Source organism: Leclercia tamurae, from assembly GCF_025566055.1.
Classification (GTDB): domain Bacteria; phylum Pseudomonadota; class Gammaproteobacteria; order Enterobacterales; family Enterobacteriaceae; genus Enterobacter; species Enterobacter tamurae.
The window spans coordinates 116,938-137,706 of record NZ_JAMHKS010000074.1 but is presented as its reverse complement, the minus strand read 5'-3'; the positions used below and the strand labels follow the sequence as shown (position 1 = coordinate 137,706).

Annotated in this window: 20 protein-coding genes; 3 read left to right on the top strand and 17 right to left on the bottom strand. The window is 58.8% G+C overall.

The annotated features are described in order from the left end of the window. Positions 1-97: 97 nt before the first annotated feature. Entirely contained in the window at positions 98-328 is a 231-nt protein-coding gene (locus tag M8318_RS13740; RefSeq protein WP_262663208.1) for a SymE family type I addiction module toxin, read from the bottom strand. 189 nt (positions 329-517) lie between these two features. Here M8318_RS13740 and M8318_RS13735 point away from each other — a divergent pair, with 189 nt between their 5' ends. After that, a complete protein-coding gene (locus M8318_RS13735) occupies positions 518-862 on the top strand; it encodes a nitrous oxide-stimulated promoter family protein (protein ID WP_207630127.1) in 345 nt (114 codons plus the stop codon). Positions 863-866: 4 nt separating this feature from the next. Here M8318_RS13735 and M8318_RS13730 read toward each other — a convergent pair whose 3' ends face one another. The 6 genes from M8318_RS13730 to ascF all read right to left on the bottom strand — a co-directional run bounded on the left by M8318_RS13730 (position 867) and on the right by ascF (position 7,997). After that, the gene (locus M8318_RS13730) at positions 867-2,099 is read right to left on the bottom strand and encodes an MFS transporter (protein WP_262663205.1); all 1,233 of its coding nucleotides are present in this window, start codon (positions 2,097-2,099) and stop codon (positions 867-869) included. Between the two features lie 12 nt (positions 2,100-2,111). Continuing rightward, on the bottom strand, positions 2,112-2,873 hold the full coding sequence (gene eitC / locus M8318_RS13725) for a siderophore ABC transporter ATP-binding protein EitC (protein ID WP_262663204.1): 762 nt from the start codon (positions 2,871-2,873) through the stop codon (positions 2,112-2,114). Beyond that, positions 2,873-3,910, bottom strand: coding sequence for a FecCD family ABC transporter permease (locus M8318_RS13720; protein WP_262663203.1), 1,038 nt, complete (start codon positions 3,908-3,910; stop codon positions 2,873-2,875). The genes eitC and M8318_RS13720 overlap by 1 nt, the downstream gene beginning before the upstream one ends. Then, a complete protein-coding gene (eitA, locus tag M8318_RS13715; protein ID WP_262663202.1) occupies positions 3,910-4,908 on the bottom strand; it encodes a siderophore ABC transporter substrate-binding protein EitA in 999 nt (332 codons plus the stop codon). Before eitA ends, M8318_RS13720 begins: the two co-directional genes overlap by 1 nt. 194 nt (positions 4,909-5,102) lie before the next feature. Continuing rightward, positions 5,103-6,527, bottom strand: coding sequence for a 6-phospho-beta-glucosidase (locus M8318_RS13710; protein ID WP_262663201.1), 1,425 nt, complete (start codon positions 6,525-6,527; stop codon positions 5,103-5,105). An 18-nt stretch (positions 6,528-6,545) separates the two neighbouring features. Next, positions 6,546-7,997, bottom strand: coding sequence for a PTS cellobiose/arbutin/salicin transporter subunit IIBC (gene ascF / locus M8318_RS13705; RefSeq protein WP_262663200.1), 1,452 nt, complete (start codon positions 7,995-7,997; stop codon positions 6,546-6,548). Positions 7,998-8,241: 244 nt separating this feature from the next. Between ascF and M8318_RS13700 the strand changes: the two genes are divergently transcribed. After that, complete coding sequence (locus tag M8318_RS13700) at positions 8,242-9,255, top strand: LacI family DNA-binding transcriptional regulator (protein ID WP_262663199.1); 1,014 nt, start codon at positions 8,242-8,244, stop codon at positions 9,253-9,255. On the opposite strand, the gene M8318_RS13695 is transcribed toward M8318_RS13700, so the two are convergent. The 5 genes from M8318_RS13695 to norV all read right to left on the bottom strand — a co-directional run bounded on the left by M8318_RS13695 (position 9,256) and on the right by norV (position 15,673). Further along, positions 9,256-10,908, bottom strand: a complete 1,653-nt coding sequence (locus tag M8318_RS13695) for an SgrR family transcriptional regulator (RefSeq protein WP_262663198.1) — start codon at positions 10,906-10,908, stop codon at positions 9,256-9,258. Between the two features lie 133 nt (positions 10,909-11,041). Further along, complete coding sequence (nagE, locus tag M8318_RS13690) at positions 11,042-12,532, bottom strand: N-acetylglucosamine-specific PTS transporter subunit IIBC (protein WP_262663197.1); 1,491 nt, start codon at positions 12,530-12,532, stop codon at positions 11,042-11,044. Between the two features lie 211 nt (positions 12,533-12,743). Beyond that, positions 12,744-12,902 (bottom strand): hypothetical protein, encoded by a 159-nt coding sequence (locus M8318_RS13685; RefSeq protein WP_262663196.1) that lies wholly within the window; start codon positions 12,900-12,902, stop codon positions 12,744-12,746. A gap of 192 nt (positions 12,903-13,094) precedes the next feature. Beyond that, a complete protein-coding gene (gene norW / locus M8318_RS13680) occupies positions 13,095-14,228 on the bottom strand; it encodes an NADH:flavorubredoxin reductase NorW (RefSeq protein ID WP_262663195.1) in 1,134 nt (377 codons plus the stop codon). Further along, positions 14,225-15,673 (bottom strand): anaerobic nitric oxide reductase flavorubredoxin, encoded by a 1,449-nt coding sequence (gene norV / locus M8318_RS13675; RefSeq protein WP_106994498.1) that lies wholly within the window; start codon positions 15,671-15,673, stop codon positions 14,225-14,227. Before norV ends, norW begins: the two co-directional genes overlap by 4 nt. A gap of 189 nt (positions 15,674-15,862) precedes the next feature. Here norV and norR point away from each other — a divergent pair, with 189 nt between their 5' ends. Further along, entirely contained in the window at positions 15,863-17,377 is a 1,515-nt protein-coding gene (gene norR, locus M8318_RS13670) for a nitric oxide reductase transcriptional regulator NorR (RefSeq protein WP_262663193.1), read from the top strand. Here the strand turns inward: norR and gutQ are convergent. The 5 genes from gutQ to srlB form a co-directional block, all read right to left on the bottom strand. Further along, positions 17,374-18,339, bottom strand: coding sequence for an arabinose-5-phosphate isomerase GutQ (gutQ, locus tag M8318_RS13665; protein ID WP_262663192.1), 966 nt, complete (start codon positions 18,337-18,339; stop codon positions 17,374-17,376). The genes norR and gutQ overlap by 4 nt on opposite strands. Next, entirely contained in the window at positions 18,332-19,105 is a 774-nt protein-coding gene (srlR, locus tag M8318_RS13660) for a glucitol operon DNA-binding transcriptional repressor SrlR (RefSeq protein WP_039029976.1), read from the bottom strand. The genes gutQ and srlR overlap by 8 nt, the downstream gene beginning before the upstream one ends. 63 nt (positions 19,106-19,168) lie before the next feature. After that, the gene (gutM, locus tag M8318_RS13655; RefSeq protein ID WP_262663191.1) at positions 19,169-19,528 is read right to left on the bottom strand and encodes a transcriptional regulator GutM; all 360 of its coding nucleotides are present in this window, start codon (positions 19,526-19,528) and stop codon (positions 19,169-19,171) included. 73 nt (positions 19,529-19,601) lie between these two features. After that, positions 19,602-20,381 (bottom strand): sorbitol-6-phosphate dehydrogenase, encoded by a 780-nt coding sequence (srlD, locus tag M8318_RS13650; protein ID WP_262663190.1) that lies wholly within the window; start codon positions 20,379-20,381, stop codon positions 19,602-19,604. Positions 20,382-20,396: 15 nt separating this feature from the next. Next, a complete protein-coding gene (gene srlB / locus M8318_RS13645) occupies positions 20,397-20,759 on the bottom strand; it encodes a PTS glucitol/sorbitol transporter subunit IIA (RefSeq protein WP_262663189.1) in 363 nt (120 codons plus the stop codon). Positions 20,760-20,769 lie beyond the last annotated feature (10 nt).

Here is a 20,769-nt window from a genome sequence, read left to right as displayed (position 1 = left end):
TTTCTTTGAAAATAGTGCTGTTCAGGCGACATTAGGGTCGTGTAATGGTGCTATTGTCGCATGAAAAAAAGAGCCGGCGCAGCAAAATGTCGCGACTTTACGAGGCCTCTTCCGCAATCAGCTCAATCACTAATTTCCCCTGTTCAACCAGCACCCGCACCCGGGAATGGGTTTTAAAACCGGCCTCTTCCAGCCAGTCGCCTTTTAAGCTCAGCGCAGCATGTACGCTGTAGCGCGTCGGGATTTTGGTCTTGCGATCCTCGTGGCGTTTTCTGAAATAGCCCACGGTGAGACGGCGGCTGGGTCTGGAGATGCACATATCCGACATAGAAACTCCTTTTTTGCTGGGAAGGATCCGGTGAAATAAACACCTGTATAAAATGCCAGTTAAATGCGGCGCAGACAAACACATAACTGCGAAGCGCCTTCAGGAAACGCAATGTAAAAGATGAAATCGGGCTGAACATCCGGTCTGAAAAGGGTATTATTGATGCAACTTATCAGTGGATATCAGGTCATGTCAGGAAAACGGATCGCGCGCGAAAAAGAGACCATCCGCAAGATGATCGCGCTGTATGAAAAGCAGTGTCCCGAGGCATCAAAAGCCGCGGGGCACTATCCGGCGCTGAATGCGTACGCCGACAAGCGGCTGGATAAATGCGTGTTTGGCGAGGAGAAACCGGCCTGCAAGCAGTGTCCGGTTCACTGCTATCAGCCGGCTAAACGGGAAGAGATGAAGCAGGTGATGCGCTGGGCGGGGCCGCGAATGCTGTGGCGTCATCCGATTCTGACGATTCGTCATCTGATCGACGATCGCCGCCCGGTCCCGGAGCTGCCGGAAAAGTACCGCCCGAAAAAGTAACCCGTCAGGCGCGCGGCCTGCGCATCGGGCGGCAGATAATCACCATGGCGAAGGCGCTGCACAGCGGAAACACCGCCAGCACCAGCCAGGGATACATTGCCCCGACGGAGGGCCTCAGCGCCTGGTCGAGCAGATCGCCCAGCAATAAATTCCCCGCCAGCACCGCGCAACCGCCTGCGGTGGCCAGGGCACCGTAGTGCGCGCCCAGCGTCGATTCGCTCGCAAACCATGGCACCACATCTTTGCCCGCCGGCACCAGCAGCATCTGCCCGGTGGTCAGTAGTGTCACAAAGCAGGCCGCCGGCAGCAGACGCAGCCAGCCGGTTGCTGGCTCTAAGGGCGCAAAGAGTGCGACGCTCAGGAAGGAGGCGGCAATCAGCAGAAAGCCCACCGGCAGGATCCGCACCGCGCCCACCCGACGGGCAAAGCGCGCCAGCGGCAGCTGAAAGAGGATCACCAGTCCCGAGGCCAGCATAAACAGCGGGCCGAGATCTTTTTCGCTGCCCCCGGCACGCTGGATCTCCACCGGCAGCGCCAGATAGAGCTGGTTATAGCTTAACAGCCAGCTGCTCCAGGCGATGATGAACGCCACGAACCGCGGCTGGCGAAAGGTGGTCCACCAGGGGGTGATCTGCAGCGGCTGGTTTTTTGCCGACCCGGCCGGCAGACAGAAGAACAGCACAATCAACGCCACCACAAATACCGCGGCCCCCGCCAGCGCCACCTGGCGAAAACCCATCCCGGTGAGCAGGGTACCCGCCACCGGGCCAAGCACCGCCCCTAGCTCGCCGCATACCGCAAACAGCGCGAACCACTCGGCGCGGCTGCGTTTACCCTGCGCCTCGCTGCGGGTTCCGGCTTTTGCCAGTAAGGCTTCGATGGAAGGCGAGAAGAGCGCCCCGCCGATCCCGGTGAGGCACGCCCCGGCGATGATGACGGGGAGGCTGTAGCCAAAGGCCAGCAGCAGATAGCCCACTACCCGCACCACGCAGCCACAGAGAATAATAACGCGCGCGCCGTAGCGGTCAGAGAGGGCGCCGCCGACGATAAACATCCCCTGCTGGGAGAAGGTTCGCAGCCCGAGCACCAGCCCGATAAGCCCGCCAGAGAGCAGCATATCGTCGCGTAAAAATATCGCCAGGAAGGGGACAACGGCATAAAAACCGATGTTGAAAACAAACTGGCTGCCCAGTAAGACGGGCGGCCAGAGCTGTGTTGCGGGGCGGAGCAGCGTCACGATAACCTCGCCTCAGACGAGGTAGTGGATGTGTTTTTTGCCATGGTAAGGCGAGAGCTCAATGCGGGTTTTCACCCGGAACACATTCCACAGCAATTCCTCGGTGAGGATCTCCTGCGGCGTGCCGGTGGCCACAATGCGCCCTTTCTGCATCACAATCAGCGCATCGCAGAACATTGAGGCGTGGTTAAGATCGTGAATGGCGACGATGCTGGTGACCGGTAGCTGGCTGATCAACTGCATCAGCTGCATCTGATGGTGGATATCCAGGTGGTTGGTGGGTTCATCCAGCAGAATCTCGGTCGGCATCTGCGCCAGCGCGCGGGCGATATGCACCCGCTGGCGTTCCCCGCCGGAGAGGCTCTGCCAGCCCTGATCGCTGTTATGCAGCATATCCACCGTCTTCAGCGCCGAATTGACGGTCTCGTCATCCTGCGCCGTCCAGCCGGAAAACGGGGAGTGGTGCGGAATACGCCCCAGCTTCACCACGTCCCGCACGCGCATGTTGGCGTCGGTCATGCCGTGCTGTTCCACAAAGGCCACCCGCCGGGCGAGCTGCTTTTTAGGGATCCCATTGATGCTTTTACCCTCCAGCGCGACGGTGCCGCTATGCGGGCGACGCAAACCGGCGAGGATCCGCAGCAGGGACGATTTGCCGGAGCCGTTTGGCCCCAGCAGACCGACGGTCTGCCCCCGGGATACCGCCAGAGAGACATTGTCGACGATGACCTTTTTACCCACCTTCCAGGTGATATTTTCAGCAGTGATGCTCATCACTTATTCCTTGAACGATAGATAATCATGGCAAAGAACGGGACGCCCACCAGCGCGGTCACCACGCCAACCGGCAGGCTTTGCGGGGCGATCAGCAGCCGCGAGGCGATATCCGCCAGCACCATCAGGATCGCCCCGGCCAGTGCGCTGGCGATGAGCAGCGTGCGGTGCAGGGGGCCGAAGAAGAAGCGCATCATGTGGGGCACCACCAGGCCGACAAAGCCAATGGAGCCCGCCATGCTGACGATGGTCGCGGTCATTAAGGCGGTGACGATAAACAGGATCAGGCGCACCCAGGGCACGGCAATCCCCAGTGAGGCGGCGGCATCGTCGCCAAAGGTGAAGGCGTCCAGCGCGCGGGCGTAATAGAGGCAGATCGCCAGACCCACCAGCATTACCACCAGCACCAGCTGGAACTCCGGCCATCTCACGCCGCTAAAGCTGCCCAGCAGCCAGAACATCACGTCGCGCGCCTGCTGGGCGCTGGCCGAGGTGCTGACGGTCCAGGCGGTGATGGCGTTAAACAGCTGCGAGGCGGCAACCCCGGCGAGAATGGTGCGTTCACTGCCGCCGCGTGCGCCGTTGGTCAGCAGGGCCACAAACGCAAAGGCGGCAAACGCCCCGGCAAAGGCCCCGGCGGAGAGGGTGACGGTGCCGCTGCCAATGCCCAGCACCACGACGGCGACCGCGCCGGTGGATGCCCCGGCAGAGACGCCCAGCACGTAAGGTTCGGCGAGGGCGTTTTTCAGCAGGCTTTGCAGCACCGCGCCGCAAATCGCCAGCCCCGCACCGCAGCAGGCCGCCACCAGCGCCCGGCTCAGGCGGAAGTCCCAGATCACGCTCTCGTGGATGCGGTTGAGCGGAACCTCGGTTAAGCCGATTTTATTGGTAATGGCGTAGAACACGCTCTGCAGGGGGATCGACAGCTCCCCCACGCTGACGCCGATGGCGATCACCAACAGCAACGCCACTATCGCCATAACACCCGACGCCGGTAACAGCCAGTTATGTCGGGTCTGTTGAACCACTGCTGACATTAATTGAGTCCCATCTTTCTGAGCTGTTCACCAATCTGCTCCGCGCCATAGATGGTGCGGATAGTCGGGTTCATCGCCTGACCATCCATGATCACAATGTGACCTTTTTTAACGGCGTCGAGCTGGCTGACGGCCGGATCGCTCTTCAGGAATTTGATTTTTTCCTGGGCATCGTCCAGCGCCCAGCGATTACGGTCGAGGCTGGAGACCACGATCACGTCGGGGTTGGCGGCAATAATGCTCTCCCAGCCGACGGTCGGCCATTCGGTTTCGGAGGTAATGGCATTGTGGCCGCCCAGCACGTTGGCGATAAAGCCGGAGGCGCTGTTTTTCCCGCCGACGTAGGCATCAGAAGAGGGGGAGGAGCTGGAGAACCAGAAGACGAAGGAGAGGTCTTTTTTGTTTTTGCTGAATTCACTGCGCAGGTCGGCTTCGCGCTTTTTGAAGTCGGCAATCAGCGCCTGACCGCGATCTTCAACGTTAAAGATTTTGGCGAAATCTTCGATCTCCTTATACAGGAAGGTCATGTCCCACAGCTTCTGGCGGCTGCCGTACATATCACCAACGTCTTTTTTGGTGGCGCACATGCCTGGCGACATATAGCTGCTCACCCCCACGGTGGCCAGATCTTCGCGTTTGGCGACTTTACTCTCTGGCCCCAGCAGCAGCGGCAGCTGCGCCGGAACGAAGTCCGGGTTTTGCGCCAGAATGGATTCCAGGGTCGGGATCTCGACGGTCAGCGTTTTGACTTTTTTGTTCTGTTCAGCCAGCTGCGGCAGCACTTTTGTTGGCCAGAAGGCGCTGGCGGCCACCTTATCTTCAAGGCCCAGCAGCAGCAGAATTTCGACGGTATTTTGTCCCAGCGCCACGACGCGCTCCGGCGCTTTGGTGAAGGTTTCTTTATATCCGCAATTCTCAATCGTCAGAGGATAGGTGGTCGCAAAAGCCGAGCCTGCTGTTGCGATCAGCAATCCTAATGCGCTGATGACCTTTTTCATGGAACGCTATCCTTCATTAATGTAGTGATGCCAGATCGTGCGTCTGGCTGAGAATGAATATCATTTATTTCGGCGGAGTTTTATACAATGATATATTCATGGTGTCAATGAACGATAATAACGCCATGAAACTATTGGATTTGTGAGGACGTTTGTAGGCCGGGCAAGCGCAGCTCCGCCCGGCGGAGGGGGGATTACTCTAAATCGGCACCATTGCTGGCGATCACTTTCTTGTACCACCAGAACGATTTTTTGCGTTTACGATCGAGGGTGCCGTTTCCGGCGTCATCGCGATCGACATAGATAAAGCCGTAGCGCTTGCTCATCTCGCCGGTAGAGGCGGCCACCAGATCGATACAACCCCAGCTGGTGTAGCCGATCAGCGGGATGCCGTCTTCAATCGCATCACCCATGGCGCGGATATGCTCCCGCAGATAGCTGATGCGGTAGTCGTCGTTGATTTCGCCGTTAGCGTCAATCTCATCTTTCGCCCCGAGACCGTTCTCCACGAGGAACAGCGGCTTCTGGTAGCGGTCGTACATCATGTTCATGGTGATGCGCAGGCCCAGCGGGTCGATGCCCCAGCCCCATTCGCTCACCTCAATGTACGGGTTGCGTAGGGACTTGACGATGTTGGCCGCGCTGGTGTTTCCCGCGTTCATATCCGCCGAGGCGCAGCGCGAAGCGTAATAGCTGAACGACACAAAATCGACGGTGTTCTTCAGCAGCGCGTCATCGCCCGGATCTTTGACAATCACCACCCCTTTCTCGCGGAACACGCGGGCCGAGTAGGCCGGGTAGCTTCCCCGGGCCTGCACGTCGATAAAGAACAGGTTCTCCCGGTCTTTCTCCAGCGCCATCCACACGTCTTCCGGTTTGCAGGAATACGGGTAAAAATTGCCGCCCGCCAGCATGCAGCCGACCTGGTTTTGCGGGTTCACCTCGTGGGCAATTTTGGTCGCCAGCGCGCTCGCCACCAGCTCGTGGTGCGCCGCCTGGTACTTGACCTGATCTTCGTTTTCGCCTTCCTCAAACACCAGCCCGGCTCCGGAGAACGGGCTGTGCAGCATGATGTTGATCTCGTTGAAGGTCAGCCAGTACTTCACCAGCCCGTTGAACGCCTCGAAGCAGGTGCGCGCATAGCGGGCGAAGAAGTCGACCATCTTTCGGTTGCGCCAGGAGCCGTACTCGGTCACCAGGTGCATTGGCACGTCGAAGTGGCACAGGGTCACCAGCGGCTCGATATTGTACTTTTTGCACTCCTCGAACACCGCCCGGTAAAACGCTATTCCTTCCTGATTCGGCAGCGGCTCGTCGCCATTCGGGTAGAGACGGCTCCAGGCAATCGAGGTACGGAATACCGTGAAGCCCATCTCAGCCATTAAAGCGATATCTTCTTTATAGCGATGGTAAAAATCGATCGCGTCGTGGCTGGGATAGAACTCGTCATCACGCAGCGAAAAGCGTTTTTCCTTGCCGACTTTTACCGCCAGGCGGTTGGGGCCGTGGGGGATCATATCGACGGTGGTCAGGCCCTTGCCGCCTTCGCGGTATGCGCCTTCGCTCTGGTTAGCGGCCAGTGCGCCGCCCCATAAAAATCCTTGTGGAAAAACTGACATTGTTACCTCGCTATACATTTATGCTTGTGCTGCTTTGGCCTGAACCGGTGCGGTTTGCAGGGCGCGCGCTTTCTCCGCGTCGTCTTCTACCGGGATATCTTCAAAGCCCAGAATCAGGGTCAGCACGAAAGAGAGCACCACGGCCAGGGCCATCACCCCGAAGACCCAGACGATAGACATCGGGTTAGCCGGGTCGAAGAACTGGACGCTGGTAAACAGGCCCGGCGCCGCCATTGAGTGGCTGGCCAGGCCGGCAATCCCGGCAACCGCGCCGCAGATAAAGCCGCTGATCAGGCTCGCAATCAGCGGGCGTTTCAGACGCACCGCCACGCCATACAGCGCCGGTTCAGAGATCCCCGCCATGATGGCAGAGGCTGCGGCGGCCAGCGCCGTCTGACGCAGTTCCGGGTTTTTGGTTTTCCACGCCACCGCCAGGGACGAACCGCCGAGCGACAGGTTGGCACCGATTTCAGACGGCATTACCATCCCCTCTTTGCCGGTTTCTGCAATGGTCTGAATGATAGTTGGGGTAAAGACGCGGTGCATCCCGGTCATCACCAGCAGCGGCCACAGCGCGCCCATGATGGCGACGGACAGCCAGCCCAGATAACCGTGAATGGTATACACCAGCGAAGAGATACCGCTGCCGATCCAGATCCCCAGCGGCCCAATCAGGACGATGGCGAGCGGGGCGGCAATCAGCACGATCAGCATTGGCTTAAGGAAGTTTTTGGTAACGGCCGGGGTGATCCTGTCCACCCAGCGTTCGATATATGACAGGCACCAGGTCATCACCAGCGCCGGGATCACCGTGTAGGTGTATTTCACCGCCGTCACCGGAACGAAGGCGAACTCAACGTGCTCGCCCTGCGCCGCTTTTGCCATCAACTCGATAAAGCTCGGGTGTACCAGCACGCCGGCAATGGCAATCGCCAGCGACATGTTGGTCTTGAACTTCACCGCGGCAGAGGCGGCCACCATCAGCGGCAGGAAGAAGAACGCCCCGTCGCCGATCACCGTCAGAATGGTCAGCGTTGGCTCGCCTTTGGTCAGCACGCCGGTCATCTCGAGGATCATCGCCAGCAGTTTGACCATCGATCCGCCGATGATCGCCGGGATCAGTGGAGACATGGTGCCGATCAGCGCGTCAAGGATCCCCGCGCCGATCCGTTTCAGGGTCAGCTTTTGCGGCCCCTGGGGGGCAGCAGGCTGCATATCGGCAGGCAGCAGATTGACCACCTCGCGGTACGCCTGGGAAACGGTATTGCCGATGATCACCTGGCACTGGTTGTCGTTGCGCACTACCCCCAGCACGCCGCTGATGCTTTTCAGCGTGGCGCTGTCGATCAGGCTCTCGTCTTTCGCCACAAAGCGCAGTCGGGTCATACAGTGGGTGACAGCGACGATGTTGTCTTTGCCGCCGAGCGCGCTGACAACGGCGTTCGCCAGCGCAGCATAATTTTTGGCCATCGGGTTATATCCTGTTTTATCAGTAAGGTACGTCTTCACCGTCTGCAACGATGAAACTTATATAGGAAACCGGTTCCACAAAATCATGAAGAGTTTCTCCGAATCAAACAAGATCGCATTTTGACCATTTTTTAGATCCGTGATGACGATCACCTAAGGCGGCAAAAAGCGTGATCGTCCTGCTGCGACATTTTCCACGCGGTACAGTACACTGCCGCTCATCAGATGCAGATGGAACAGATTGATGACCACGATGCTGGAAGTGGCGAAGCGGGCAGGGGTATCGAAGGCGACGGTTTCCCGGGTGCTTTCGGGCAATGGCTACGTGAGCCAGGAGACAAAAGACCGGGTATTTCAGGCGATTGAAGAGAGCGGCTACCGGCCCAATTTACTGGCGCGCAACCTGGCGACCAAACGCACGCAAACCCTCGGGCTGGTGGTGACCAACACCCTCTACCACGGGGTCTATTTCAGCGAGCTGCTGTTCCATGCTGCGAGAATGACCGAGGAGAGAGGCCGGCAGCTGATCCTCGCCGATGGCAAGCACAGCGCCGATGAAGAGCGGGAGGCGATTCAGTATCTGCTCGATATGCGCTGCGACGCGATCATCATCTACCCGCGTTTTCTCAGCGTCGATGAGATGGACGAGATTATCCAGAAGCACGAGCAGCCAGTGATGGTGCTTAACCGTCGGCTGCGCAAAAACAGCAGCCACTGCGTCTGGTCGGATCATAAAGCCTCCAGCCAGGCGGCGGTATCGGTCCTCATCGAACAGGGCCATCGCGATATCGCCTTTATCACCGGATCGCTGGATTCCCCCACCGGGATTGAACGTCTTTCCGGCTATAAAGATGCCCTGGCCCAGCACCATATCCCGCTGCGCGATTCGCTGATTGTCGAAGGTAAATGGAACCCGGCCAGCGGGGCGGCAGGGGTGGCGACGCTGCTGGCACGGGGCGAGCGTTTTACCGCGCTGGTGGCGAGCAACGACGACATGGCGATCGGCGCCATTAAGCAGCTTCACGACAGCGGCATCGCCGCGCCGGGGGCGGTTTCGGTAGTCGGTTTCGATGACATTGCGATGGCGCCCTACGTGGTGCCCGCGCTCTCCAGCGTGCGCGTGCCGGTGACCGAGATGGTGAAAGAGACCATCAGCCGCCTGATCTTTATGCTCGACGGCGGGGAGTTCACCTTCCGGCAGACCTTTGCCGGAGAGCTGATCCTGCGTGATTCGGTGATCCCCGGGCCGCACCGCTAATCACAATTCGGCGGCCGGGGGCAGCCAGGCGCGGGTAAAATCGAGCCAGCCCCCCGCGGTCAGGACCATATCCTGCACGTTTTCCAGGGCGTTGATCCGGTAGCGATAGTGGAACAGCGGCGTGCAGCGCCCCTCTGCCAGCAGACGCTGGAAAAAGGGCGTCAGATGGGCGTGAAAATGCGCTTCGCTGTCGCTGTTTTGCATCAGCTGCTGTTTTGCCGCCTCCCAGCCTGCCTCGCCCAGCGCCGTGGCCCATGCGGGTTCATAGATAAACCACTCCGCCAGCGCAAACTCCGCCATGCCGGTCGCCAGATGATCCCCCAGCAGCAGATCGGCATCCGCCAGGGTATCAGGGGCATACCAGCCATCACGATCCTTCCACTCGGTGTGCAACTCACAGCCCTGCGGCTGCAGCTGGAGCCGCAGGGTTTCAGCCAGCTCGCGTAGCTCCGGAGTGTTGTAGCACACCAGTTTCAGTCGGGGCGGCAGATCGCTGTCAGCGGGCGCGGGCAGGGCAGACACCTGCAGGCCGGGAAGGATTTCGGTGTGGATCTGCAGATCTTCACGTCGGCCAAAGCACTGCTGGTTGAGCGTCAGAACGGTCTGGCGCAGATACGCTGCAAGCGCTTCGGGCAATTTTGCATTGACCATCAGCCATGCAAACCCGCTGCTGGTGGAGGTCACCGCGTCCTGGGGGGCGCTGCCTTTCCCGACCGTAATCCACGCCGGTTTATCGGCGACGGTGCCGGTGCGCCAGAACTCAATGGCATGCAGCAGGGGATGGGTAGCAAAGTACCAGGGCTGGCGCTCGAGGCGCAGAAAATGCGAGTGATGGCGGGCAATAGCGAACGGCCCGGCGCCGACCTCTGGTTGTCGGGGATGGGGCAGGCGACAGACCGGATGGGCAAGACGATGGGCCAGCAGGGCATCCGGGGCATGCAGATACACTGCCAGGCACCAGGGGGCGACGAGGGTCACCGCGTCGATATGCAACAGCCCGCTGTTACGGGCCGGATCGCTCAGCAGCTGCTGCACTGCACTGAGAATGTCGTCATCACTCAGCGGCTGGCCGTTATGCCAGTGTGTGCCGCTGCGCAGGTAAAAATGCCAGCGCAGTCCGTCGTCAGAGCAGGCCCAGTGGTGCGCCAGATCCGCCACCGGCTGTGCCTGACCCGGTTCATAACGAGTTAACCCGGCGTGGACCGCGCAGATAATGTGCTGTTCGGCGCGTCGACGATGCAGCGCCGGGTGCAGGGAGGTGAGCGGGCGATACCAGGGGATGCGCAGCGTCGGCTGGTGCTTGAGCCATTTCCCGCCGAGAAACGGGGTGATGATGTGATGCAGGCTGGCCGGATCGCCGTCCGCCAGCTGCAGGGCGCTCTGATAATCTCCCTTCTCCAGACAGGCATGCATCAGCGGGGCGCTGAGCTCGCTGGTGGTCACCAGGCAGTGCAGGGTGGCACGATGCCCGCGCCCCGGCTGCGCCTTCCAGCTTAACCAGCCGCTTTCCGCCAGCTGGCGTAACAGCGTCCGGGCGTGGCGTTCGCTGCACAGTGCCACTTCGGCCACTTCAGCGAGAGTGGTCAGTTTTGGCGTAAAGCCGTAATGCACGGAGAGCCGCTGGTACTGGCGGATTTTCTGAAGCTGACGCATAGGGTTACCGGGGAAGAGTCGCAATGGTCAGAGTGTAGGCGGTTTTACGGAAGAAATAAGGGAGAGATGTAGCAACTGTTCCGGTTTTCGCCGGACGATGACGCCCTCTCCCGAAGAAGAGGGCGTCATCGGATCAGGCGTTAAGCCGCGCTCTGATTTTTAACGCGATGCTCTCCGCCTGTGGCCCCAGAATCACCTGCGCATTCTGCGTGCCCATCTTCAGAATGCCTTTGGCACCGAGGGCTTTCAGGGCCGGTTCGTCGAGGACGCTGTTATCAACCAGGGTTAAACGCAGGCGGGTGATGCAGGCGTCAACCAGCTTCAGGTTCTGCTCCCCGCCCAGCGCAGCGATGTAGTGCGTGATAGCTTCATTTTGATCGTCGGACTCGCCCGTTACGCTCTCGTCATCTTCCCGACCCGGTGTTTTCAGCTTGAAGAAGCGGATCGCGAAACTGAAGACCACAAAATAGATCACAAAGAACAGGGCAATCAGCGGGATCAGGATCCAGGGTTTAGTGGCTAATCCCCAGTTCAGCACGAAGTCGATCAAACCTGCCGAGAAACCAAAGCCGTGCAATACGCCAAGGCTGTTGGCGATCACCATGCTCACGCCAGCCAGTACCGCATGCAGGGCATACAGGGCAGGGGCCAGGAACAGGAAAGAGAACTCAATCGGTTCAGTGATACCGGTAAGGAAGGCGGTCAGGGCAACGGAGAGCAGCATCCCGCCCACCGCCGCGCGACGCGCTTTTGGCGCGGCAAAGTACATGGCCAGCGCCGCACCCGGCAGGCCGCCCATAAAGATTGGGTATGCCCAGGCCATATAGACCCCCGCATGCGGATCGCCGGCGAAGAAGCGGTTGAGATCGCCGCGGGTCAGATTGGTGGCAATCTGGGTAATGCTGGAACCGTCAATGCCCGGTACCGCGCCGCCCACCACTAAACCTTTCACCACATCCGGCGCAAGGCAGATATTGTGAATGCTGCTGGCCGCATCGTAGGTCACTTTCAGGCAGTCGCCGAGGCTGAACCAGAATACCGAGTGCAGAATGTAGTGCAGGCCGAAGGGGATCAATGCGCGGTTGAGGACGCCGTAAATAAACCAGCCTGGCTCACCGCTGCGGGAAACCAGCAGGCTAAAGGTATCAATCCCGTGCTGCACCGATGGCCAGACGTAGCCACAAATCCACGCCAGCAGCAGGCAGATCAGCCCGGTCATGATCGGCACCAGCCGCTTACCGGCAAAGAACGCCAGGAAGTCGGGCAGTTTGGTCTCCGAGAAGCGGTTGTAACAATGACCCGCCACCACGCCCGCGATGATCCCGGCAAAGAAGGACATGTTAATGGAGGAGTTAATGACCGCCGTGGCTTTGGTCAGCACCAGGAAACCGACAGCGCCCGCCAGCGCGGCGGCACCGGCGTTGTCTTTCGCCAGTCCAATAGCAATGCCGAGCGCAAACAGCAGAGGCAGGCTGTCAAAAATGCCGCCACCTGCACTGGCGATAAAGGGAATATTCAGCACGTCGGGCTGGCCCAGACGTAATAAAATCGCGGCGACAGGTAAGGTCGCGATAGGCAACATCAGCGCCTTGCCCAGGCGTTGCAAATAGCTAAATGCGTTCATAATATCCATGTCCAAAAAAGGGGCTTAATTCACGACGAAAAATAACAGCTTTTCGTGAGGGTTAAAATGGCGGAAAGTAAAAATGTGATGTGCTTTAAATTAATATTCCGCTGACACCTTTGGTTTATTTATATTTAAATAAACAAGGATATGTTCAATGAATACTTCCGCTTTTGGGCAATAAAAAACGGCAGTTGCGCCGTTTTTTTTATTAATGTTTTTTGTCGCTGACAGGCAGCATCAGCTCTTTAAGGCGCTGGGTTCGCGCCTCCGGGCTGAGGTAAAGCCAACGGAATAATATGCGTTCGACAGGCTCTACTTTTTTAAAGTAGTCAGCAAGGTCGTTAATTTCTTTTCTGAAGGTCGCCATGTTTATCTCCGGCTAATCAATACCCTCTCAGATTAAAAAGAAATCAGGGAATAAAACAGGGTGATGTTTTTCGGCTGTTCCGCATTTTATTATTTATCTTTTTAGTTGCGTAATTAAAAAAGCCCCGGGGCATCGGGGCTGCGAAAGGCAAAATCTGACAAGCATACAACGAGTAGAGCAAGAGTTTGAGGGTTAAACAGGTAATGATTTCAGCAGGGCAAAGGCCTCCTTCATCCGATCTTCACTGACCACGAAGGCGCGTAAATTGCCTTCGCTGTCGGCACCTTTTGCCACCATCCCCTGAGGTTCGATGGCGATCTGCCAGTTCAAATCCTGGCGCTGGGTTTCGCCTGCCAGATGCAGCGGCAGTTCCGGCGTTTTGACCTTCACCAGCATCGCAGGCAGTTTCAGTGGCGTGTTGGCCCCGAGCAGGTTCTTCGCCAGATACATGGCGCTTAACTGGATCGGCTGCAGGAACGGCAGCACCTGGCCGTTGATTTCGGCGCAGTCGCCGAGGGCATAAATATCCGGCTGCGTGGTTTGCAGATAGCTATCGACTTTCACCCCGCGATTGGTTTCTGCCCCGGCACGCTGGGCCAGCGCGATTTCCGGACGCAGGCCGGTGGCGGCAATCACTACATCCACTTCAATGCAGCGGTCCCGATCCAGCAGGGCGCAGATCCCGGTATCGGTTTTAGTCAGGCTTTGCAGCTGCGATTTCAGCTGTAGATGCACGCCCATATCGGTCAGCCGGTGTTGTAAGCGACTGCTCACTTCGGCTGGCATCAGCGCCGACAGAATGCTGGCGGAATGGTCAACCAGGGTGACCGCTTTCCCGGCCCGGCAAAAATCCATCGCCAGTTCGCTGCCGATAAGCCCCGCGCCGACAATCATCACCCGCTGCGCATCACGCAGCGTGGATTCACAGGCCCGGTACTCCGTCTGGCTGTTGAGGGTCAGCATCAGCTCGCGGCCCGGAACCGGTGGCACAAAAGCCGCGGCTCCGGTGGCCAGAACCAGTTTGTCATATGACCACTGGATGTCTTTCCCTTTCACCACGTGCGCCGCCGCATCAATGTCGGCGACCCAGGTGTAAGGGAACAGGCGCAGGTTAAACTGTTCGGCAAACTCCCCCGCCGTCTGGCGGGTGAGGTCGTCGGCATGCTGACTCTGGCTGATAACGTGGCTTAAGTCAGGCTTGTTGTACTCATCCATACTGTCCGCGGCGATCAGCGTCAGCGGGACGTTCGCATCCTGTTTACGGATATTTTTTACCAGCTGGCGGGCGGCGAAGCCCGAGCCGATAATCACGATACCCTGGCTCATTTTGCCTCCGATGCCAGTTCGTCAAATACGTCTTTACCGAGGGAACATTCCGGGCAGAGGAAGTTATCCGGCACGTCGCTCCACGGTGTGCCTGGGGCGACATCCTGCAGCGGTTCGCCGAGGGCTGGATCGTAGATCCACTGGCAGACGCTGCACTGCATGCAAGGGCCGAGGTCGGCGGCGGCCGCGGCGGCACAGGCGCAGGCTTCCTGTTCTGGTGTGGCTTTAGCGGTCGCTTCTGGCAGCGGAGCGAGCGCCCACTGACGTGCAATGTCGCGGCCGTGCTGACGGCAGATTTCCAGCGCATCCAGATCCGGACGCCATTTCGCCTTCAGGCTCATCGACATTTCAAAGCCCGCATCCTGCAGACGGGTAGAGAGACGGTCAACCGCACCGCCGCTCCAGCCGTGGGAGCCGAAGGCGCTGGCGCGTTTGTTGCGGAAGCGCAGGCCGGTCATCTCTTCCACCAGGCCGGCAATTTTCGGCATCATCACGTTGTTCATGGTGGAGGTCCCCACCAGCACCCCTTTGGAGCGGAAGACGTTGGTCAGAATGTCGTTCTTGTCGCTGCGCGCCACGTTAAAGATTTTCACCGCCACGTTCGGATCCACTTCGTTGATGCCTTGGGCAATTGCGTCAGCCATCATGCGGGTATTGTTGGACATGGTGTCGTAGAAAATAGTGATGCGGTCTTCCTGATAGTCCGCCGCCCATTTCAGGTACTGCTCGACGATCTGGGTTGGGTTCTCACGCCATACCACGCCGTGGGAGGTGGCAATCATATCCACCGGCAGATTGAAGCCGAGGATTTCAGTAATTTTCGGCGTCACCAGACGGCTGAACGGGGTCAGGATGTTGGCGTAGTAGCGCTGGCACTGCTCGTACAGTTCAGCCTGATCCACTTCGTCATTGAACAGGCGTTCGTCGCAGTAGTGCTGGCCGAAGGCGTCGTTACTGAACAGCACGGCGTCACCGGTCATGTAGGTCATCATGCTGTCCGGCCAGTGCAGCATCGGGGTTTCAACGAAGATCAGCTGTTTGCCGTTACCGATATCCAGTGAGTCACCGGTTTTCACCACGTTGAAATTCCACTCCGGATGGTGGTGATGACCATTGATGGAGTCGATGGCGTTGTTGGTGCAGTAGATCGGGGTGTCCGGGATGCAGGACATCAGTTCGGTCAGGGCACCGGCGTGATCTTCTTCAGCATGGTTAATGATGATGTAGTCGATATCGGCCAGGTCAATTTCACTGCGCAGGTTCTGCACGAATTCACGGCTGAATTTATGATCGACGGTGTCGATCAGCACGTTTTTCTCTTCCCGGATGAGATAGCTGTTGTAGCTGCTGCCGCGCAGCGTTTTGTACTCCGTCCCGTGAAAATCACGTACTTCCCAGTCACGTTGACCAACCCAATGAATATTGTTTTTAACCAGAATAGACATAGCAACCTCAACTTAATACAGCGAAATTAAACGAAAGATGTAATGGTAATAGCAGGTTGCGTGCCAACTTTTTAAACTATTGATTTTATAAAAATTTAAAAATAATAACCCCTGATGGGTAGTCATTTTGACTGTCATTGATATAGTCAATATGACAAGATGCATTGTCAAAATGACAGTGAGGCGAAAATGAGTTTTTCCGTAGAGGTGCTGGCGAAAATCGCCATTGAATTACAGAGCGGTATCGGCCATCAGGATCGCTTTCAGCGGCTGATCTCCACCCTGCGTCACGTCCTGGATTGCGACGCCTCGGCGCTGCTGCGCTATGAAGGGCGGCAGTTTATCCCGCTGGCGATCGACGGCCTGGCGCAGGACGTGTTGGGACGGCGCTTTACCCTGGAGGGCCATCCGCGGCTGGAGACCATCGCCCGCGCCGGGGATGTGGTGCGCTTTCCGACCGACAGCGACCTGCCCGATCCCTACGACGGGTTAATCCCTGGCCAGGAGAGCCTGAAGGTGCACGCCTGTATCGGCCTGCCGCTGTTTGCCGGGCAGAACCTGATTGGTGCCCTGACCCTCGACGGCATGTCGCCGGATCAGTTCGACACCTTCAGCGACGAGGAGCTGAGGCTGATTGCCGCCCTCGCCGCCGGGGCGCTGAACAATGCCCTGCTGATTGAGCAGCTCGAGAGCCAGAACAGCCTGCCCGCGGGCCCGGCGGCCTTTGAGCAGGTGAAAAACACCGAGATGATCGGCCTGTCGCCGGGCATGATGAGCCTGAAAAAAGAGATTGAGATTGTCGCCGCCTCCGATCTGAACGTGCTGATTGAGGGCGAAACCGGCACCGGCAAAGAGCTGGTGGCGAAAGCCATCCACGAGGCCTCGCCGCGGGCGGTCAATCCGCTGGTCTATCTCAACTGCGCCGCATTGCCGGAGAGCGTGGCGGAGAGCGAGCTGTTCGGTCACGTCAAAGGGGCCTTTACCGGAGCCATCAGCAACCGCAGCGGCAAATTTGAGATGGCGGATAACGGCACCCTGTTCCTCGATGAGATTGGCGAGCTGTCGCTGGCGCTGCAGGCCAAGCTCCTGCGGGTATTGCAGTATGGCGATATCCAGCGGGTGGGCGACGACCGCAGCCTGCGGGTCGACGTGCGGGTGCTGGCAGCCACCAACCGCGATCTGCGCGAAGAGGTGCTGGCAGGCAACTTCCGCGCCGACCTGTTCCACCGCCTGAGCGTTTTCCCGCTTTCGGTGCCGCCGCTGCGCGAGCGGGGCGAGGACGTGGTACTGCTGGCGGGCTATTTCTGCGAGCAGTGCCGGCTGCGGATGGGGTTATCCCGGGTGGTGCTCAGCCCCGGCGCGCGGGCGCATCTGCTGAGCTACGGCTGGCCGGGCAACGTGCGCGAGTTGGAACATGCCATCCACCGGGCGGTGGTGCTGGCCCGGGCGGCACGGCTGGGGGATGACGTGGTGATCCACGCCCGGCATTTTGCCCTGCATGATGAGCACGCGCCTGCGATGACGCCGGAAATCCCGTTAGTGGTGAATCAGAACCTGCGTGAGGCAACGGAAGATTTTCAACGCCAGATGATCGTCCGGGCGCTGGAACAGAACGGTCGCAGCTGGGCGGCAAGCGCGAGGGCGCTGGAGACCGACGTCGCCAACCTGCACCGGCTGGCGAAACGTCTGGGTCTGAAAAGCTAGATGATACCTGCCTGGTAGAAATCCTGCAGGTTGATGGCACCGCACAGGCGGCCAGACTCGTCCACCACCGGGGCGGCGGTGATTTTACGCTTCAGCAGCAGCTCTTTGGCTTCGATGGCGCGGCTGTCGGACTTCAGCGTCAGGCCGCCGGTGGTCATGGCGCTGCTGACGTTCACCTCCAGTTTGCCGCCGCCCACCAGCCAGCGACGCAGGTCGCCGTCGGTGAAGACGCCTTTTACCTGGCGGTCGTCATCGCAGACCGCCACCAGCCCCAGCCCGGTACGGCTCAGCTCCAGCATCGCCTCCATCACGCTGGCGCTCAGCTTCACCTGCGGCGTCGCCTCGTCGGTGCGCATCAGGTGATGGACTTTGTTCAGCAGACGGGCGCCCAGGGCGCCTGCCGGGTGGGAGCGGGCAAAATCTTCTTCATTAAAGCCGCGGGCCTGCATTACCGCCATCGCCAGCGCATCGCCCATCATCAGGGTGTTGACGGTGCTGGAGGTCGGGGCCAGGTGCATCGGGCAGGCTTCGCGCTCCACCGAAATATCCAGCGTGGCTTTGGCGGCCAGCGCCAGCGGCGAGCGGGATTTACCGGTCATCGCCAGCAGCGCGACCGATTTCTCCTGCAGACGGGGCAGGATCAGATCCAGCTCTTTCGCCGAACCGGAGTAGGAGATAAACAGCAGCACGTCGCGGCTCTCGATCATCCCCAGGTCGCCGTGCAGGGCTTCAGCGGGATGGACGAAAAAGGCCGGGGTACCGGTGCTGGCCAGCGTGGCAGCAATTTTCTTGCCGATATGGCCGGACTTACCAATGCCCGCGACAATCACTTTGCCTTCACACTGAATAATGGTGTTGGCAGCCACAACAAAATCGTCACCCAGACGATCCGGCAGGCGGCTGGCCTCCTGCAGTTCCAGCATCAGGGTCTGACGACCTGCGTTGATCAGAAAATCACTCATCTCTCTCTCCGGTTACAATCACGTCGATTCCTTTCTCTTCCAGCGCTTTTTTGAACGCCGGATCGATACCCGCGTCGGTGATCAGCTTATCGACGCTCTCAAGGCTACAGACAATATTCGGGCTTTTACGGCCAAACTTCGACGAGTCGGCCATCAGGATCACTTCCCGGGCGGCATTGCACATTGCTTTGCTGACGCTGAACACCTCGTTGAAGGTGGTGACGCCCGCATTGAGGTCGATGCCGTCGGTGCCCATAAACAGCCGGTCAAAGCTGAAATGGTCGAAGGCATTTTCTGCCAGTTGGCCGTGAAACGAAGCTGATTTTTTACGGAAGGTGCCGCCGGGCATCAGGATGGTTTGTTCGTTGTCGAATTCGGACAGGGCGTTGACGATATGCAGGCTGTTGGTCATTACCGTGATGTTATTGAAGCGGCTCAGCATCGGCACCATCTGCAGCACCGTACTGCCCGCGTCGAGGATAATGGAGTCGCCGTCATGGATAAACTTTACCGCTGCGTCAGCGATTAACGCCTTCTGGTGGGTGTTGATCAGCGTTTTGTGATCGATAGGCGGATCGGCCTCGTCCTTATTCAGCACCACGCCGCCATAGGTGCGGATCACCGCCCCGGAGTTCTCCAGGATCACCAGATCCTTGCGGATGGTGGTGCCGGTGGTGTCAAAGTAGTGTGCCAGATCCTCAACCGAACATTTTCCCTGCTTTTGCAGATGGTCGAGAATGGCCGCCTGCCGCTGACGGGGTTTCATAGGCGTTGAGTTCCTCAGGTTGCGAAATGATAATTTCGCAAGCTTATAACGTTCACAACGAAATTATCCATGTTTCAATTTAAGCGCTAATGATAGTGCATCCTGACACAGCGAATCATTGGGAAAGATCACATCAGGCTCTAATTCCTGTAATGCGAGACCGTTAATCGCTGCAATTTTCACCGGTCGGGCAAAGACCGTCAGGCCTCGCATCATCAATGCGTCGCAAACGCGGTGATTGTCATCCAGCGCGATGGCGACAATCACCCGCGGTTTGAAACGCCCACCGGAGCGGCCCACGCCGACACGACCTTTCTGGCAGAGAGCGTCGAAGGCGCGGTTAAAGCGGTGGATTTGCCAGCCCCCGAGGGCCATTTGGCACAGCCAGGCGATAACGGCGACGGTGATTAATGTGGTAACCATGTGTAGCTCCTGTGGAATTGCCGGGCGGCGCTGCGCTTGCCCGGCCTACGGTTTGAGGGGGGTTAACCCACAATCAGAACATCACCTGCCCGCCGGTGATATTGATCGACTGTCCGGTGCAGTAGGAGGCTTTCGGGCTGGCATAAAACAGCAGCATATTCAGCACGTCCTGATAGTCGCACCCGCGCTTGAGCGGCACTTTATCGATGTAATACTGCTCCACCTGATCCGCTTCAATACCCAGCTTGGTGGCATACTGCGGCAGCAGGGACTGGAACATCGGTGACTTCAGCAAGTTGCCGAGCATCAGCGAATGTACGGTAATGCCGTACTCCGCCAGATCCAGCGCCAGAGACTGCGTCAGCCCTACGCCGCCGAACTTGGCCGCGCTGTAGCCGGAGTTATGCTTGCTGCCCACCTTGCCGGATTTGGAGTTGATCTGAATGATGCGCCCGGCAATGCCGTCGCGGATCATCAGGCGCGAGAACTCCCGGGCGCAGAGGAAATAGCCCACCAGGTTCACCTGCAACGAGCGGTCAAAATCCCCCAGTTCCACGTCGCCGATAAACGCCGCTTTGGCGATCCCGGCGCTGTAGACCAGCAGATCGACCCGGCCAAAGATTTCATTCACCCCGTGCGACAGCGCCATCACGCTCTGCTCGCTGGTGGCGTCGGCACCAAAACCATACGCCTTGCCTTCACCAAATTCCTTATTGATCCCGTTGGCGACCCGGGCGGCTTTTTCGCTCTGAATATCCACCACCGCCACGCGATACCCTTCTGCGGCCAGCCCGCGGCAGAGAAATTCCCCTAAGGTTTGTCCCCCGCCAATGACAACTGCAACCTGTTCCATGTTTCTCTCCTTTAATTACGCTACAAATTTCAGTACACAACCGGCCGCTACCGTCTGCGGAACCGGCCCGGCAACGTGCACGGTGCCTGGGTATTCCGCTGCGGTCTGGCCATCAAAACGCAGGGTGATATGCCCCAGCTCGCGCAGGTTCTGCTCCGCGACATCGCCCACCGCCGTCACCGGATAGCGCGCATCGCCCAGCGTGAGTTGGCTGCCAGGCCGCAGCTCGCCGCTCAGTTCGCCGTGACAGTGGATAAAACAGAACTCCTCGATATCCGCCGGGGCCCCTTCCCGAAAGGTGATCAGCATCTGGTCGCTCAGCGCGTCCGTAGCGCTCTGGCCGATGCGGGTAATGGTGGTCTGGTAAATCACGGTCATCGCGTATTCC